This is a genomic window from Bartonella vinsonii subsp. berkhoffii ATCC 51672 (genome assembly GCF_902825225.1).
GTDB classification, from domain to species: Bacteria; Pseudomonadota; Alphaproteobacteria; order Rhizobiales; family Rhizobiaceae; genus Bartonella; species Bartonella berkhoffii.
Genome location: NZ_CADEAK010000007.1, coordinates 80,127 through 96,168, shown reverse-complemented (window position 1 = coordinate 96,168; position 16,042 = coordinate 80,127). Strand labels below are relative to the sequence as shown.

General features: G+C 37.6%; 16 protein-coding genes. 13 read left to right on the top strand and 3 right to left on the bottom strand.

Annotation, left to right across the window (positions count from 1 at the left end; translation table 11 throughout):
- The first annotated feature begins 95 nt into the window (after positions 1-95).
- Both purM and purN read left to right on the top strand, forming a co-directional pair.
- Positions 96-1,181 (top strand): phosphoribosylformylglycinamidine cyclo-ligase, encoded by a 1,086-nt coding sequence (gene purM / locus J7R10_RS05060; protein ID WP_010705183.1) that lies wholly within the window; start codon positions 96-98, stop codon positions 1,179-1,181.
- Positions 1,178-1,768 (top strand): phosphoribosylglycinamide formyltransferase, encoded by a 591-nt coding sequence (gene purN, locus J7R10_RS05055; protein WP_010705182.1) that lies wholly within the window; start codon positions 1,178-1,180, stop codon positions 1,766-1,768. The genes purM and purN overlap by 4 nt, the downstream gene beginning before the upstream one ends.
- Positions 1,769-2,058: 290 nt before the next feature.
- Here purN and J7R10_RS05050 read toward each other — a convergent pair whose 3' ends face one another.
- On the bottom strand, positions 2,059-4,602 hold the full coding sequence (locus tag J7R10_RS05050; RefSeq protein ID WP_010705181.1) for a response regulator: 2,544 nt from the start codon (positions 4,600-4,602) through the stop codon (positions 2,059-2,061).
- Positions 4,603-4,814: 212 nt separating this feature from the next.
- Here J7R10_RS05050 and J7R10_RS05045 point away from each other — a divergent pair, with 212 nt between their 5' ends.
- Positions 4,815-5,333, top strand: coding sequence for a flagellar biosynthetic protein FliO (locus tag J7R10_RS05045; protein ID WP_010705180.1), 519 nt, complete (start codon positions 4,815-4,817; stop codon positions 5,331-5,333).
- A 52-nt stretch (positions 5,334-5,385) separates the two neighbouring features.
- Here the strand turns inward: J7R10_RS05045 and dksA are convergent, their stop codons facing one another.
- Positions 5,386-5,802 carry an RNA polymerase-binding protein DksA gene (gene dksA / locus J7R10_RS05040; protein ID WP_010705179.1) on the bottom strand — a complete coding sequence of 139 codons (417 nt, stop codon included), beginning with the start codon at positions 5,800-5,802 and terminating at the stop codon, positions 5,386-5,388.
- 315 nt (positions 5,803-6,117) lie between these two features.
- Entirely contained in the window at positions 6,118-6,651 is a 534-nt protein-coding gene (locus J7R10_RS05035; RefSeq protein ID WP_010705178.1) for a flavin reductase, read from the bottom strand.
- Positions 6,652-6,808: 157 nt separating this feature from the next.
- Between J7R10_RS05035 and rpe the strand changes: the two genes are divergently transcribed.
- The 10 genes from rpe to J7R10_RS04985 all read left to right on the top strand — a co-directional run bounded on the left by rpe (position 6,809) and on the right by J7R10_RS04985 (position 15,969).
- The gene (gene rpe / locus J7R10_RS05030; RefSeq protein WP_010705177.1) at positions 6,809-7,483 is read left to right on the top strand and encodes a ribulose-phosphate 3-epimerase; all 675 of its coding nucleotides are present in this window, start codon (positions 6,809-6,811) and stop codon (positions 7,481-7,483) included.
- Positions 7,484-7,493: 10 nt separating this feature from the next.
- Positions 7,494-8,798, top strand: coding sequence for an adenylosuccinate lyase (gene purB, locus J7R10_RS05025; RefSeq protein ID WP_010705176.1), 1,305 nt, complete (start codon positions 7,494-7,496; stop codon positions 8,796-8,798).
- Between the two features lie 89 nt (positions 8,799-8,887).
- Positions 8,888-9,436 carry an alpha/beta hydrolase gene (locus J7R10_RS05020; RefSeq protein WP_010705175.1) on the top strand — a complete coding sequence of 183 codons (549 nt, stop codon included), beginning with the start codon at positions 8,888-8,890 and terminating at the stop codon, positions 9,434-9,436.
- A 171-nt stretch (positions 9,437-9,607) separates the two neighbouring features.
- Positions 9,608-10,372, top strand: a complete 765-nt coding sequence (gene purC / locus J7R10_RS05015; protein WP_010705174.1) for a phosphoribosylaminoimidazolesuccinocarboxamide synthase — start codon at positions 9,608-9,610, stop codon at positions 10,370-10,372.
- Between the two features lie 87 nt (positions 10,373-10,459).
- Positions 10,460-10,699, top strand: a complete 240-nt coding sequence (purS, locus tag J7R10_RS05010) for a phosphoribosylformylglycinamidine synthase subunit PurS (RefSeq protein WP_010705173.1) — start codon at positions 10,460-10,462, stop codon at positions 10,697-10,699.
- A 12-nt stretch (positions 10,700-10,711) separates the two neighbouring features.
- A complete protein-coding gene (gene purQ / locus J7R10_RS05005; RefSeq protein WP_010705172.1) occupies positions 10,712-11,383 on the top strand; it encodes a phosphoribosylformylglycinamidine synthase subunit PurQ in 672 nt (223 codons plus the stop codon).
- A gap of 302 nt (positions 11,384-11,685) precedes the next feature.
- Positions 11,686-13,896 carry a phosphoribosylformylglycinamidine synthase subunit PurL gene (purL, locus tag J7R10_RS05000; protein ID WP_010705171.1) on the top strand — a complete coding sequence of 737 codons (2,211 nt, stop codon included), beginning with the start codon at positions 11,686-11,688 and terminating at the stop codon, positions 13,894-13,896.
- Between the two features lie 65 nt (positions 13,897-13,961).
- Positions 13,962-14,195 (top strand): BolA/IbaG family iron-sulfur metabolism protein, encoded by a 234-nt coding sequence (locus J7R10_RS04995; protein WP_010705170.1) that lies wholly within the window; start codon positions 13,962-13,964, stop codon positions 14,193-14,195.
- Between the two features lie 98 nt (positions 14,196-14,293).
- Positions 14,294-14,626, top strand: coding sequence for a Grx4 family monothiol glutaredoxin (grxD, locus tag J7R10_RS04990; RefSeq protein ID WP_010705169.1), 333 nt, complete (start codon positions 14,294-14,296; stop codon positions 14,624-14,626).
- Positions 14,627-14,712: 86 nt separating this feature from the next.
- Positions 14,713-15,969 (top strand): multidrug effflux MFS transporter, encoded by a 1,257-nt coding sequence (locus J7R10_RS04985; RefSeq protein WP_010705168.1) that lies wholly within the window; start codon positions 14,713-14,715, stop codon positions 15,967-15,969.
- Positions 15,970-16,042 lie beyond the last annotated feature (73 nt).

Genomic DNA, 16,042 nt, shown 5'->3' with positions numbered 1-16,042 from the left:
ATTTTCTTAAAGAGTAAATTAATATCTCTTGCAGAGATAACTCTATCATGGCATTGCATAACTTCAAAACCTGATTTTCCATAAGGAAGGTTCCAATGAACAATCAAGATATTATAAATGATAAATCCAAATGTGGTCTTACCTATGCAAAAGCCGGTGTAAATATCGATATGGGTAACGCCATAGTAGAAAAAATTAAACCCTTCATACGCTCAACAAAACGAGCAGGAGCAGATGCTGAAATTGGCGGTTTTGGTGGACTTTTCGATTTAAAAGCAGCAGGCTTCACAGATCCCATTCTCGTAGCAGCCAATGATGGTGTAGGAACAAAATTAAAAATTGCCATTGAAGTAGGTATCCATGACACTGTAGGGATTGATCTCGTTGCCATGTGTGTCAATGATTTACTTGTACAAGGTGCCGAACCTCTCTTTTTCCTCGATTATTTTGCAACTGGTAAGCTTGATCCTGAACAGGGTGCAGCAATTGTTTCTGGAATTGCAGAAGGATGCAAACAAGCAGGTGCTGCCCTTATTGGAGGAGAAACGGCAGAAATGCCAGATATGTATGCAGAAGGAGATTATGATTTAGCGGGCTTTGCTGTAGGAGCATGCGAACGCAGCGCATTACTCCCTTCAAAAGATCTTACAGAAGGAGACGTTATTTTAGGCCTTAACGCATCTGGAGTTCATTCCAACGGCTTTTCTCTCGTAAGACGAATCATCCAACAAAGTAATTTAAAATGGGAAGACTCTGCTCCTTTCAATCCTCAAATCAGTCTTGGTACAGCATTGCTCACACCAACATGCATTTATGTAAAATCACTCCTGCCCATCATACGAAACTATAAAGGAATCAAAGCTCTTGCTCACATCACAGGTGGAGGCTTTCCTGAAAACATTCCTCGTGTGCTTCCATCTTCTCTCTGCGCTGAAATTAATCTTTCTGCTATCCATGTTCCATCAGTCTTTTCTTGGATTGCCAAACAAAGCAAAATAGAGGAAACAGAAATGCTACGAACATTCAATTGCGGCATTGGCATGGTGATCATTGTAGCACAACAGGCAGTTGAAAAAATTACGCAAATGCTCGAAATGCAAGGAGAAACGGTTACCCTCCTTGGCGTTTTAACAAAACGCCAAGACAAAGGAATACTCTATAAAGGGGGACTTCACTTATGAAAAAAAAAATAATTGTTTTTATTTCCGGCAACGGATCTAATATGGTTGCTCTTGCCAAAGCCAGCCAACAAAAGGAATACCCCGCCGAAATCATCGCAGTTATTTGCGATAATCCTCATGCTGCCGGTATTGAAAAGGCGCGCAACAATAACTTTCCTACGCATATCATTGATCGTAAAAGTTACCCAACAAAAGAAGCACACGAAGAAGCTATCTTGGCGATTTTATCCCAATATAAACCAGATCTACTGTGCTTTGCAGGATATATGCGCCTTATCTCATCGCATTTTGTAAAACTTTATGAAGAACGAATTTTAAACATTCACCCTTCCCTTTTACCTTCATTTAAAGGTTTAAATACCCATGAAAGGGCTTTAGAAGCAGGCGTTAAAATCACTGGTTGCACTGTTCATCTTGTTACAGAAGATATGGATGCAGGAAAGATTCTTGCTCAAGCGGCTGTTCCAGTCTGTCCAAACGATACTGCTGAGAGCTTAGCGCAGAGAGTTCTTAAAGCAGAACATAAACTTTATCCTGAAGCCTTAAAAGCCTTTATTGAAGGAAGTGAAAAAATGAGAGATATTTAACAACAACTTTTATCCTTTTGAGTATGTCAATCACCGGTTTTTAATATTGCACTCCCAATTTACCTCTTCCTCACTTATAAAGTTTTGTCATAACAGAATCTATTATCTGACAAATATTTTTTTAGAATGTGTAATGATTTTTAAAAATTTCTGACTATCAATTCCCAAACTACTTTTACTTATCCTGCTCTCTATTTTTAGAAAGTTCTATGTTGATCTGTCCAAAATACTCCAACTTTTCAACTAAAAAACTTAAGACAAACAATTTCTCTCTTACATAATTTTTCATTTCATTGTGCAAGTGTTTCTTTAACTGTTAAAGCTAACTGCTTGAGTGTAAATGGTTTAGATAAAAAACCAAATACCGCATCTTGTGGAAGATTTTTAGCAAAAGCATCTTTTGCGTATCCAGAAACAAAAATAAACTTGATATCAGGATAGCTTTTGCGCACTTCCTTCAGTAAAGTCGGTCCATCCATTTCTGGCATCACCACATCGGAAACAATAAGATCAACAGTGCCCTTATTTTCGTCAAGAATATTGAGTGCTTCCACTCCACTGGCAGCCTCTAAAACAGTATAGCCTCTCATTTGAAGTGCTCTCACCCCACCCGTTCTGACAGCATCTTCATCTTCAACCAATAAAACGGTCGCAGATCCTGTTAAGTCAGTATTTTTTTCTTGCTCTTCACCTTTTTCAATCTGTGGGAAAACCTCTATATTATGAGGAGGAATATAGCGGGGAAGAAAAATATGAAATGTTGCTCCTTCCCTTTCTTTACTCTCACAATAAATATAACCACCTGTCTGTTTGATAATTCCATAAACCATGGATAAACCGAGCCCAGTTCCCTTTCCAACTTCTTTTGTTGTAAAAAATGGTTCAAACATTTTTTCTTGTATCGCAGATGATATACCAGTTCCTGTATCTGAAATAGTTAATTGCACATACTCACCAATTCCAAAACCAACATGATCAAATTCAGCACTTTGTTGTTTTGTAATATTGTTTGTCGCAATCGTAACAATACCTCCATCGAGCATAGCATCACGCGCATTAATAACCAAATTCATAATAACACGCTGGAAAGACGCTTGATCGACTTCAACGCTCCACAAATCTCTTCCATGAATAATCTTTAACTGAATATTATTCCCTAACAGGGGTAAAATAAGATTGCGAATATCTGATAAAAATTCTGTAAAATCAACCTTTACAGGGCGAAGTGTTTGTTTTCTAGAAAAAGCTAATAATTGCTGCACAAGTGCTGCTGCACGATTAGCATTATTTTTGATATTGATAAGATCAGCATGTGCAGGATCAGAACTGCGATGTGTATTTAAAAGCAAATCGCATGACATCAAAATTGCTGTTAAAACATTATTAAAATCATGAGCAATACCACCAGCCAATTGACCAACAGCTTGCATCTTTTGGCTTTGCACCATTTTATCTTCAAGTGTTTTTTGCTCTGTTGTTTCTACAACAGAGACAATGATGAAATCTCGTAAGACATCATCATAATACGGCTTTACAGGCATAACATGAAGACGCAAATGACGTTCCTCATTATTTTCTAAAACGGTTTCTATCGAAACTGTACAGTCTTTATTTGTCATAATTTTCTGAAATGCACGCTCTAACTGTGCACAATCACGATGAGAGATAACATCATAAAGGTTAAGAGTTCCGTCTATACATCCCATGAGTGATGAAAAGACATTATTGATGTGAATAAAGTGTCCTTTTTGATTGACCACTGCTATTGCAAATGGACTCGCATCAAAATACTCTACTAATGCATGAGGTAATTTAAATTGATGATCGTTTTCTCTCTTTTCTATTTGCTGTGGGATCATCACAATACGATAAACGGCTTCATCCTCTAAGAATGAAGAAGCACACATAAAACAATTCAATATCTTTTTAGGAGAAGTCTCTGAATTTAAAGCTAACGAAAACGTATACGGCAAAGAGTAACCTGAACTTTGATATTTATTGCTTTGCAAACAAATATCATTCCATGTGCTATTGGTTCCACCACCATCAAATAACTGATCAAAACTATATTGACCAACAGAAAAATTTGCCAAATCAATTGCAAACCATTCAGCAAAAATCGCATTTGCATATAAAATCATCCCCTGTGTGTTAACGGATAAAAAACCGACAGGAGTTTGATCTAAATGATTGATCGCTTCTTGAAGATTCGAGAAAAAAACTTCACGATTTTCCTGTAAATGCGAAATATCAACAATACGCCAAAATAAAAACTTTTTGCTGTGCTTTGTGATCGGTTGAACAGAAATGTTATACCAAAAAGGTTTTTTATGTGTAGAATGGGAAAAAATCGACTGCTCCACTCTGAACTCTTCTTGTGCTGCAAGATTACTACATGCCGCGACCTTTAAGCGATACGCAAGTGCACCAGCTTCTGGAAGATCAGCAATAACCACATAGCAAGAAGACTCAGGCTTATAGGTAAGAATTTTTTGATAACTTTGATTAGAATAATAAACAAAACCTGATAAATCAGAGACTATAATTGCATCATCAGTATTATTAAAGATAGCAAGATCAAACGCATCATGCAACTGTGCCACATGATATCTCAAAACCCCCATTCCACTCAGAACAAGTGCAGCAGCCCCTATAAACGCCAAAACAAAAAAAGATGCCAATTCCATCTTTTGTAAAGGACTCAGCGGATAAAAAAAACTGAGAAGTGCTATAATGAATAGAAACGTTAATATTAAAAAAATACCAAGAATCATACTTCTTCGATATACAGAAAAAGACGATGATTTCTTACTCTTTTCAAAACCTTTATTCATGTCACTTTGCCTTGATCATAGCTGTTTCTTATGCCACAAATGCTCTCCATAATCATTGTTATGAAGTATAGGCCATGATAATATCTTTCTCAGAAAAATCACTCAATGTTAAAAAGATCTTTTCTTCTCTTAATAAGTAAACCTTTTAGGGGTATATTTACGAACCTATATCAATAAAAATAATATTTCCGTTCTAAAATGGGAGGAATTCTATGTATGTCTGGTTATCAAACCAAATAGGCGCATCAGCGGCTAACATAACCGTAAGTTTTATATTTTTCATAATAACAATAACAGCTATTGCTGCAATCCTCTTGTTTTTACGCGGTTTAAAGAGAAAAAAATTCAGTTTCCACAAAAAAAAGCATCCATCGCGATTAACTCTATGTGAGACAATTGCTCTTGATCGCACACGTCGTCTCGTTTTGGTACGGTGTGATGATAAAGAGCATTTGCTCCTTATCGGCGGGCTAACAGATGTTGTTGTAGAATCCAATACTAACAGCACATCCATCATACAAAAAAGAGAAACACAGCCAACATTAACACCAACAGAAGTCCTCCCCCAATTTGGCCTTACAGAAAAAAGATCTTCTTCGGGAAAAAGAGAACACAGGAAAGACAAAAGCTCCACAGTTTTTATGAATCAAAATGTTGAAGATTCAGCGATCACTGCGGAAATTGAAGGGCGGCAAGAGCCCTCTCTATTTATCCCTACTCAAAAAAAATAAAATACAAAATTCCCATACCATGCAATTCATTTGTCAATCACCGCAATCCACCTTAATCATCACGATAAACTTTTTCCCGTCGCTCGTGGCGCTCTTGTGCTTCCAACGATAAAACTGCAATCGGCCGCGCCTCAAGACGCTTTATACTAATCGGTTCCCCAGTTTCTTCACAAAAACCGTAAGTTCCATTATCAATACGCTCCAGAGCAGCTTCTATTTTTGCGATAAGTTTTCTCTGACGATCACGAGCACGCAATTCGATTGTACGATCAGTTTCGCAAGAGGCTCTATCAGTCATATCAGGTTGACCAATATTCTCTTCTTGCAAATTTTCTAAAGTCTCACGCGCTTCTTTTAATATATCATTCTTCCAAGAAACTAATTTAGCACGAAAATATGCCTTTTGCCGCTCATTCATGAAAGGCTCATCTTCACTAGGGCGATATTGACTATCAATCTCTTCGCTCATGCCATAAAAATCTCCACATATGGTAAGTGTGGTCTATATATTGTTCAACAATGATCAACACAAGAGTAAAATGCTTTTTTATAACAACCTACAAATATGTTTAAAGTTATCATTTTTTAGCCGCTTCTTTGTAGAACATGTATTTTCTTGGCATAACTTTTGTCAGGAATCTCCCTTTTTTTCGTTATGCCGGCAAGTCTATATAAAGAGAGAAATTTAAATATTCAGTGTCATGTGAAATAATCCTTACCCATTTGATTAAGTGCAACCTCAAGCTTACCAACAAAATTCATCTCAAAATGCAAATTAAAATCCTTACAAAAGAAGAGTATGATATCCACGATTCAAATATATCAAAGCGTCTTTTTCTTGATTAGAGTGAATTGCAACAACCTCACCAATCAAAACACAATGCGTTGCATGTTCATGCCAACAAATTAAACGGCAATCAAAAGACGCTAAAGCATCTGAAAGACTAGGAGCACCTGTTTGCAAAGTACCCCATTTTTCTCTACCAAAAGGTTCATTTTGTGCATAATTACAACGCCTAGAAAAAATATCTGCTAAGAAACGATGCTTTCCTGCCAAACTATTCACACAAAAGTTTCCATTCTTTATAAACCACTGATTCTTAGGATTATGTCGTCTGAGGCAAACAAGGATTGTTGGAGGATCATCAGATAAAGAACAACAGGCTGAAACTGTTACCCCGCGCTTTCCATGAATTCCATTTGTTGTCACAATATGTACAGCTCCTGCAAAATGGCTCATAGCATCTCGATATTCTTGCGAAGAAACAGTAATATTATGTTGAAGTTTAGGCATTAAATGTGTTGTATGGTTTGACATATCTTTCACTTAAGTACAGTTTTAAAATCTCAAACAATCTTTCCATAAAACGGTCTATTAAACGTATTTTTTCTTTTACATCATATAACACAAAAGACATTTTAGTATACAGAACTACATGATAGAAACAGCCAATAAGCCAATCAAGGAGATCTTAATGCCCCATTCTCATCTCATTTCACCTTCACTCTTGGCTTCTGATTTTTCCAAACTTGGCCAAGAAGTATTGGATGTTGTTGCTGCGGGGGCAGATTGGCTCCATCTTGATATTATGGATGGCCATTTTGTTCCTAATATTACTTTTGGTCCTGATATCGTCAAGGCACTACGTCCATTAACCAACGCAATATTTGATGTTCATTTAATGATTGCACCAGTCGATTTTTATCTTGAAGCTTTTGCGAAAGCGGGTGCTGATATTATAACCATTCACGCTGAAGCAAGCCCCCATCTTCATCGTTCACTCCAAAAAATAAAAGAAAATGGAAAAAAAGCAGGAATTGCAATTAACCCAAGTACACCAGAACATGTGCTTGAATATTTGCTTGATCAATTAGATCTTATTCTCATTATGACTGTTAATCCTGGTTTTGGTGGACAAAACTTTATCTCAGAAATGAAAGATAAAATCAAACGTGTTAAAAGCATGATTGCTAAAAAACCTATTGATCTTGAAGTCGATGGTGGTATCACTGTTGATACAATTGGGATAGCTGCAAAAGCTGGTGCAAATGTCTTTGTTGCAGGCTCTGCAATTTATAAAAATGGAAACAAAGAACTTTACAAAACCCGTATTCACGCATTGCGCCAAGCAGCCACTCTCTCACAATAAAGGAAAAATTATGATAACACGTTACTCTCGTTCTGAAATGGTTTCTATTTGGTCACCTCAAACCAAATATCGTATTTGGTTTGAAATTGAAGCACATGCTTGTGATGCTTTAGCTGAGCTAGGGATCATTCCAAAAGAAGCAGCAAAAATCATTTGGGAAAAAGGGGCAGCCGCCGAATTTGATATCAACCGCATTAATGAAATTGAAGCGATCACCAAGCATGATGTTATAGCATTTCTCACTCACTTAGCTGAATTTGTTGGACCAGAAGCACGTTTTATCCACCAAGGTATGACATCATCAGATGTTCTAGATACAACGCTTAATATTCAATTGATGCGTGCCAGCGATCTTTTACTAAAAGATATAGATCAACTTCTTGAAGCATTAAAAAAACGTGCTTTTGAACATAAAGAGACCATTACCATTGGGCGAAGTCATGGCATTCATGCTGAACCAACAACATTTGGGATTAAATTTGCTCTTGCATACGCTGAATTTTTCCGTTGTCGCAAACGCCTCCTTGCAGCACGCGAAGAAATTTCTACCTGTGCTATTTCAGGAGCTGTCGGAACTTTTGCTAATATTGATCCGCGTGTTGAAGAACATGTAGCACAAGCATTGGGAATGCGAGCTGAACCCGTTTCCACCCAAGTTATACCACGCGACCGTCACGCCATGTTCTTTGCAACACTTGGTGTTATTGCTTCATCTATTGAAAGATTAGCCATCGAAATACGCCATCTACAACGTACAGAAGTCCTTGAAGCAGAAGAGCATTTCTCACCTGGACAAAAAGGCTCATCTGCTATGCCCCATAAACGCAATCCAGTTTTAACAGAAAATTTAACTGGGTTAGCACGTATGGTACGTGCATTTGCAATACCTGCCATGGAAAATGTAGCACTTTGGCATGAACGTGATATTTCTCATTCATCTGTTGAGCGTTATATTGGCCCTGATGCTACCATTACACTTGATTTTGCTCTTATGCGTCTCACATCGGTCATTGAAAATTTGATTGTCTATCCAGAAAATATGCAAAAAAATCTCAATAAATTTCGTGGGCTCGTTCACTCACAACGCGTACTTTTAGCGCTCACGCAAGCTGGACTAAGCCGTGAAGATTCCTATCGGATTGTACAACGAAATGCGATGAAGGTTTGGGAACAAGGAAAAGATTTCTTAGAAGAATTGCTCAATGACAAAGATGTAACAAAAGCTTTAAGTGAAGCAGAACTGCGTGAAAAATTCGACCTTTCTTACCACACCAAACATATCAACACAATTTTTAAACGCATTTTTGGAGAGTGACAAAAAATGCATACAAAGAACAAACATCGGGGAACAAACATATTGTTTCCAATATAATACAAAATCTGTTGTAAGAAGGAAACAATATCATGAAAGCAAATCAACTCGATATTCTTATTGTTCCTGGCTACAAAGGATCTGGTCCTGATCATTGGCAAACACGATGGGAAAAGAAACTGTCTACAGCCCGCCGTGTTCAACAGACCCAATGGTCAAAACCTGTTTGTGAAGAATGGGTTCATGAAGTTAAAATCGCCATTGCACAAGCTCAAAAACCTGTTGTCATTATTGCTCACTCATTAGGAGTTCCCATAGCTATTCATGCAACGCTACAAAACGCAGAAAAAGTTCGTGGTGCCTTTTTTGTTGCACCTCCAGATATAACCAATGAAAAAATACGTCCTAAACATTTAATGACGTTTGGTCCCTATCACTGCCAAAAATTATCTTTCCCTTCTGTTGTCATAGCCAGCCAGAACGATACGTTTTGTGAATTTTCAGTAGCAGAGAATCTTGCCAATAATTGGGGAGCACTCTTTGTTGATGCTGGTCAATCTGGGCATATTAATGCAGAATCTGGGCATGGTCCTTGGCCGGAAGGGCTTATGGTTCTCTCCCATTTTCTTGCAAAAATCTGATTTTAAGAGAAGTAATCTTCTTCACCCTTTATGGGTTTCATTTCTCTTTGGTAAAGCCTCAATGACAAAAATTGTAAGAAGTGTTATAGCAATGATTGAGAATTTTTACCAATTAGGATAGTATTGTTTATTCGTGTTATTTAAGACCTCTCAAATCAATAGAGAATCATAATGAATCGTCGCCACCGTATTTATGAAGGCAAGGCCAAAATTTTATATGAAGGACCTGAACCAGGGACCTATATTCAATTTTTTAAAGATGACGCAACTGCCTTTAATGCAAAAAAGCATGAAGTTATCGACGGAAAAGGGGTTTTAAATAACCGCATTTCAGAACATATCTTTAGCCATCTTAGCCGTTTGAGTATCCCAACACATTTTATCAAGCGTATAAATATGCGCGAACAACTCATTAAGGCCGTAGAAATTATTCCGTTGGAGATTGTTGTTCGTAATGTTGCTGCTGGTTCTCTTTCTAAGCGTTTGGGACTAGAAGAAGGAATGCCTCTTTCGCAATCCATCATTGAGTTTTATTACAAAAATGATTCTCTTGATGATCCAATGGTAACTGAAGAACATATCACTGCCTTTGGATGGGCTGTACCGCAAGAGATCGAAGATATTATGCAACTTTCGATTCGTATTAATGACTTCCTTTCTGGACTTTTTGCAGGCGTTAACATCCAATTGATTGATTTTAAAATGGAATTTGGTCGCTTGTGGGAAGATGAAACAATGCGCATTGTTCTTGCTGATGAAATCTCCCCTGATTCTGCCCGATTATGGGATATGCAAACACAAGAAAAAATGGATAAAGATCGTTTTCGGCGCGATATGGGGGGACTCATTAATGCTTATCAAGAGGTTGCAAAACGTCTTGGTATCATCAATGAAAATGAGCCTCCACGACCAAGTGGTCCCGTTTTGGTAAAATAAACAAAAAGGTAGCATCATGTTACCTTTCTTATATGGATTCAGTATACCTCTTCAAAAGAGAGAGATTCTAGCAACAGGAAATAAGAAATGAAAGCACGCGTTACAGTGACTTTAAAAAACAGCGTCCTTGATCCACAAGGAGAAGCAATTGTTGGTGCTTTAAAAAGTTTAGCTTTCAAAGGAATTCACTCCATTCGTCAAGGAAAGATTTTTGATATTGTGCTGGACGATCAACCTACTGAAACAGCAAAGCAAAAACTTGAACAGATGTGTGAAGAGTTATTAGCGAATACTATTATTGAAAATTATACTATAGAACTTCTTTAAGTGGATCTCTTCATGAAAACTGCTATCATTCAATTACCTGGACTTAATCGTGATCGGGATATGGTTGCAGCGTTACATCATATAACAGGAATTGAGCCCTTTAAAATTTGGCAAACAGATACCACGATTCCAGAGGTAGATGTCATTGTAATTCCTGGTGGTTTTTCTTATGGTGATTACTTAAGATGTGGTGCTATTGGTGCACGAACACCAGTTTTGCAAGCCGTTCGTGAAAAAGCACAAAAAGGTGTTACGATAATCGGTATATGTAATGGATTTCAAATTTTATTGGAAGCTGGATTATTGCCTGGTACTTTAATGCGTAATGCTTCATTAAAATTTGTTTGTCGTGAAATAAAACTTGAAGTTGTGAACGCCAACTCAAGGTTTTCTCGATATTATTCTAAAGAGCAAATCATTCGTTGTCCTGTTGCTCACCACGACGGAAATTATTTTGTCGACAATGAAACATTAAAACAAATGAAAGACAATGGGCAAATTGTTTTTCGTTATGCAGAAAATACAAATCCTAATGGTTCGATTCATGATATTGCTGGTATCATCAATAAAGCTGGCAATATTCTTGGTATGATGCCTCATCCTGAAAATTTTATCGAATCCGCACATGGTGGTACAGATGGTCGTTTGCTTTTCCAAAGTGTTTTAGAATGGGCAAATAGGTGATCATACTAACAGTTTTGAAAGCTCCTTAGATTCCTTTTGCACTGCTCAATCCCAAACGGCATAGAAACTATGAAATGAAAATAATCTTACCAAATAAATTTCTTCACCTGAAATCATGAAAGATATTTTCTGGACACTGAAAATAAATCCCTTTCATTAAATTCAAAAAGCAAACGAATAAAATTTTGGCTTATAGTTCATTAATGATCTCGTCATCAAACAACAAAATAAGTGAACTAAGAAGCTGGATTAGAAGCAACAAGAATACTAAATTTTGATTAGTTTAACGGAATGAAATACTCATGAATCTTTGCAATAACATCGCCATTACACCAGAATTGATTGCACAACATGGTCTAAAAAATGATGAATATCAACATATTCTAACCCTTATTGGAAGAGAGCCAACATTTACTGAACTTGGAATTTTTTCTGCAATGTGGAACGAACATTGTTCCTATAAATCATCTAAAAAATGGCTTAAAACTCTTCCAACAGAAGGAAAATGTGTCATTCAAGGACCTGGTGAAAATGCTGGTGTTGTTGATATTGGTGAAGGTCAATGCGTCGTTTTCAAAATGGAAAGCCATAACCATCCCTCCTATATTGAACCTTATCAAGGTGCAGCAACAGGTGTAGGAGGTATTTTGCGTGATGTCTTTACAATGGGCGCCCGCCCTGTTGCAACGATGAATGCATTGCGCTTTGGATCTCCTGATCATCCCCGAACACGTCATCTTGTTTCTGGTGTTGTTTCTGGAATTGGTGGCTATAGTAATGCTTTTGGCGTTCCAACTGTTGGCGGAGAAGTCAATTTTGACGAGCGTTATAATAGCAATATCCTTGTTAACGCTTTTGTTGCTGGTATTGCAAAGACAGACTCTCTTTTTTATTCTAAAGCGCAAGGAGTAGGACTTCCTGTTGTGTATCTTGGAGCAAAAACAGGACGTGATGGCGTTGGTGCAGCAACAATGGCTTCAGCCGAATTTGATGATTCAATTGATGAAAAACGCCCAACCGTTCAAGTAGGTGACCCTTTTACAGAAAAGTGTCTTCTTGAAGCTTGCTTAGAGCTTATGGAACTTGGAGCTGTTGTTGCTATTCAAGATATGGGTGCAGCAGGACTCACATCCTCTGCAGTTGAAATGGGAGCAAAAGGAAATTTAGGAATACAGCTTAATCTTGATAAAGTGCCTGTTCGTGAAGAAAACATGACAGCCTATGAAATGATGCTCTCTGAAAGCCAAGAACGCATGCTCATGGTACTTAAACCAGAAGGAGAAAAACAAGCAGCGGCAATTTTTCATAAGTGGGGTCTTCACTTTTCCATTATTGGAAAAACAACAGATGATTTGCGTTTCCGTGTATACCACCAAGGGGAAGAAGTTGTTAATCTTCCAATCAAAGAACTTGGCAATGAAGCTCCTGTTTACGATCGCCCTTGGAGTGAACCTGTAAAAAAAGTGGCTCTTAAAGTAGAAGAAGTCAAAAGGGTTGAAAATCTTGGTGATGCACTCCTCACACTATTAAATTCTGCAAATCAAAGTTCACGGCGGTGGGTTTATGAACAATATGATACACTTATTCAAGGAAATACTCTTGTTCGTCCAGGTGGTGATGCAGGTGTCATTCGCATAAGCAATAACGACAAACGCGCTCTTGCTTTTTCTTCTGATGTGACGCCTCGCTATTGTGAAGCAGACCCTTATGAAGGAGGGAAACAAGCCGTTGCAGAATGCTGGCGAAATATCACTACGACAGGTGCAATACCACTTGCTGCCACAGATAATCTCAATTTTGGTAATCCTGAAAAACCTGAAATTATGGGACAATTGGTATTCGCCATTAAAGGTATAAGTGAAGCTTGTAAAGTCCTCGAATTCCCTATCGTTTCAGGCAATGTTTCTCTTTATAATGAAACCAATGGAGAAGCCATTCTTCCTACACCAACAATCGCTGGTGTAGGACTTCTTGACGACTGGTCTAAAATGGCAACAATCAATGGTATGCAAAATGGAGATCATATTGTTTTGATTGGAGCTTGCGGCTCTCATCTAGGACAATCAATCTACGCGCGTAACATTTTGAAGATTGAGACAGGCGCACCACCTTATGTAGATTTACAGCTTGAAAAAAAACATGGAGAATTTGTTCGAGATGTCATTCATCGTGGTTTTGTTCATGCCGCTCATGACATTTCTGATGGGGGATTAGCCATTGCACTTGCAGAAATGGTCATTAAAGTAGGTAAAGGTGTTAAAGCCAAATTAAGCAACACATTTCCTCCTCATGCAGAGCTTTTTGGAGAAGACCAAGGACGTTATCTCTTAGCCGTCAGACCCCATGCCCTCAACGACCTTAAAGAACTTGCACAAGTAAGCGCAGTTTCTTTAACAGAGCTTGGTATAGTTGAAGGTAATTTGCTCAACATAGAGGGAATATTAACACTTTCAGTAGACAAACTCACACAAGCTTATGAGAGTTGGTTTCCACAATTTATGGGTGAGAAATAAAGAGTTTTTCATCTTTCTTGGACTATATGCTACATCTTACTAAAAACCAATAAAGGAGGATAATCATGGCAATGAGTGCTCTTGCAATTGAAACACTTATTCGCGAGGGTATTCCCGATGCAACTGTGACAATTCGTGATCTTGCTGGCGATGGAGAACACTACGCCGCAGAAGTTATTTCCGAAAGTTTTCGTGGTAAAAGCCGTGTCGAGCAACACAAAATGGTCTATGATGCTCTTAAAGGCAATATGGGAAATGACCTACATGCTTTAATGTTGCAAACGCATATTCCAAAATAATCCAAAATTTCTTCTTGCATTCATTCACTCAATAAGATTAGAAAATAGTACGAACATACACATACATTCACAAAAATCTACAATATCGAGGAAGAGAAATGAGCACTGTTCATGATTTTATTGACAACGAAATTAAAAAGAATGATGTCATTTTATTCATGAAAGGAACGCCTGATGCTCCACAATGTGGATTTTCAGGACAGGTTGTTCAAATCCTTGATTATTTAGGATTAGATTATAAAGGAATTAATATCTTAACTTCTGACGAATTGCGTCAAGGAATCAAAGATTATTCAAATTGGCCAACAATTCCGCAACTCTATATCAAAGGTGAATTTATTGGTGGCTGTGATATTGTTAAAGAAATGTTTCAAAATAATGAATTGCAAGAATTTCTAAAAGAAAAGAACATTCCCTGCAACAAACCGTAGATATCTCCTAAGTCATAGATATCTTTCATTGTATTCAGTCTTTTATAGAGCTGCGTTCAGTCGAAATTTTATTTCAAGGATGCCATATGTCATATTCAATCGACGAACAGAAGCATAGTGACGCAATTAAACAAAAAATTGGTTATAAAGAATTTGTTATTCTTATTGGTGCGCTCATGGCTATTAATTCTATAGCTGTTGATATTATGCTGCCAGCCATGCCCGATATTTTGAATAGTTTACATGTTATGAATGAAAATGATCAACATTATATCATTTCCGGTTATCTTATTAGCTATGGCATCACACAAATACTCTTCGGTCCCATAAGTGACCGTTATGGACGCCGTAAGATTATTCTTATTGCTCTTGCTTTATATTCATTTACAGCAATTGGTTGTGTCTTTGTATCCAATTTTTCTATACTCCTGATTTTGCGTGCCTTACAAGGTATGGGAGGAGCTGCTATGCGCGTGCTCACAGTTTCTGTTGTACGTGATCTCTATAGTGGTAGAAAAATGGCAGAAGTTATGTCTATCGTTATGATGGTTTTCCTTATTGCACCAATGGTTGGACCCGCAACAGGACAAGCTTTTTTACTATTTGGGAACTGGCAATTTATTTTTATATTCATGGCAATTATTGGTTTTGGACTTATGATTTGGATTCAATTGCGCTTGCCTGAAACTCTTTATAGACAACGCTCTCTTTCCTTTTCTTCGATCAAACATAACTTATGGATTGTTATCACCAATCGCACAACACTTTGCTACACACTGGCAACTTCCATTATTTTAGGCTGTATTTTTACCGCTGTTAATACATCGCAGCAGACATATGAAGGGATTTATAATCTAGGTCTCTGGTTTCCAATTGCGTTTGCTATCGGCGCGGCTTTTCAAGCTTTATCTTCGTTCTTTAATTCTCAGCTGGTTGGACGCCTTGGAATGCGACGTATCGCACATACTATGCTTTTGCTATTTTGTGCTACTTCATGCATCTGGTTTATTAGTTCCATCTTAACAGATGGTATTATCTCTTTTCCTTTATACATGCTGTTGTTTTGTATACTGATGTTTGCTTGCGGCGGCATGATGGCCAATTTCAATACACTCGCTCTTGAATCTGTAGGGGAAATTGCAGGAACAGCATCTTCTATCTCTGGTTTTCTTCAAACATCTATTGCAACTGGCCTTGGCTTTTTTATTGCACAGCAATTTAATGAAACAACCATCCCCAATTCGGCAGGTTTTTTCTTTCTTAGCCTCGTCGCCATACTTTTTGTCTTATGGGCGGAGCGTGGGCGTCTTTTTAGGCAATATAGCAATCATTCCCATGAATAAACACTACTCTGAAAAGATTAAAAATACCTCTCATGGTAACAAAACCACACAGCATTTCCCCTTTACACCTTTA

Excerpts from the sequence above, each read along its gene's own strand:
- J7R10_RS04995 (WP_010705170.1), top strand. The coding sequence starts at position 13,962 with ATGGCAATGAGTGCTCTTGCAATTGAAACACTTATTCGCGAGGGTATT.
- J7R10_RS04985 (WP_010705168.1), top strand. The coding sequence starts at position 14,713 with ATGTCATATTCAATCGACGAACAGAAGCATAGTGACGCAATTAAACAA.
- purB (WP_010705176.1), top strand. The coding sequence starts at position 7,494 with ATGATAACACGTTACTCTCGTTCTGAAATGGTTTCTATTTGGTCACCT.
- J7R10_RS05050 (WP_010705181.1), bottom strand. The coding sequence starts at position 4,602 with ATGAATAAAGGTTTTGAAAAGAGTAAGAAATCATCGTCTTTTTCTGTA.
- purL (WP_010705171.1), top strand. The coding sequence starts at position 11,686 with ATGAATCTTTGCAATAACATCGCCATTACACCAGAATTGATTGCACAA.
- purQ (WP_010705172.1), top strand. The coding sequence starts at position 10,712 with ATGAAAACTGCTATCATTCAATTACCTGGACTTAATCGTGATCGGGAT.
- J7R10_RS05020 (WP_010705175.1), top strand. The coding sequence starts at position 8,888 with ATGAAAGCAAATCAACTCGATATTCTTATTGTTCCTGGCTACAAAGGA.
- purN (WP_010705182.1), top strand. The coding sequence starts at position 1,178 with ATGAAAAAAAAAATAATTGTTTTTATTTCCGGCAACGGATCTAATATG.
- rpe (WP_010705177.1), top strand. The coding sequence starts at position 6,809 with ATGCCCCATTCTCATCTCATTTCACCTTCACTCTTGGCTTCTGATTTT.
- purS (WP_010705173.1), top strand. The coding sequence starts at position 10,460 with ATGAAAGCACGCGTTACAGTGACTTTAAAAAACAGCGTCCTTGATCCA.
- purM (WP_010705183.1), top strand. The coding sequence starts at position 96 with ATGAACAATCAAGATATTATAAATGATAAATCCAAATGTGGTCTTACC.
- J7R10_RS05035 (WP_010705178.1), bottom strand. The coding sequence starts at position 6,651 with ATGTCAAACCATACAACACATTTAATGCCTAAACTTCAACATAATATT.
- dksA (WP_010705179.1), bottom strand. The coding sequence starts at position 5,802 with ATGAGCGAAGAGATTGATAGTCAATATCGCCCTAGTGAAGATGAGCCT.
- J7R10_RS05045 (WP_010705180.1), top strand. The coding sequence starts at position 4,815 with ATGTATGTCTGGTTATCAAACCAAATAGGCGCATCAGCGGCTAACATA.
- grxD (WP_010705169.1), top strand. The coding sequence starts at position 14,294 with ATGAGCACTGTTCATGATTTTATTGACAACGAAATTAAAAAGAATGAT.
- purC (WP_010705174.1), top strand. The coding sequence starts at position 9,608 with ATGAATCGTCGCCACCGTATTTATGAAGGCAAGGCCAAAATTTTATAT.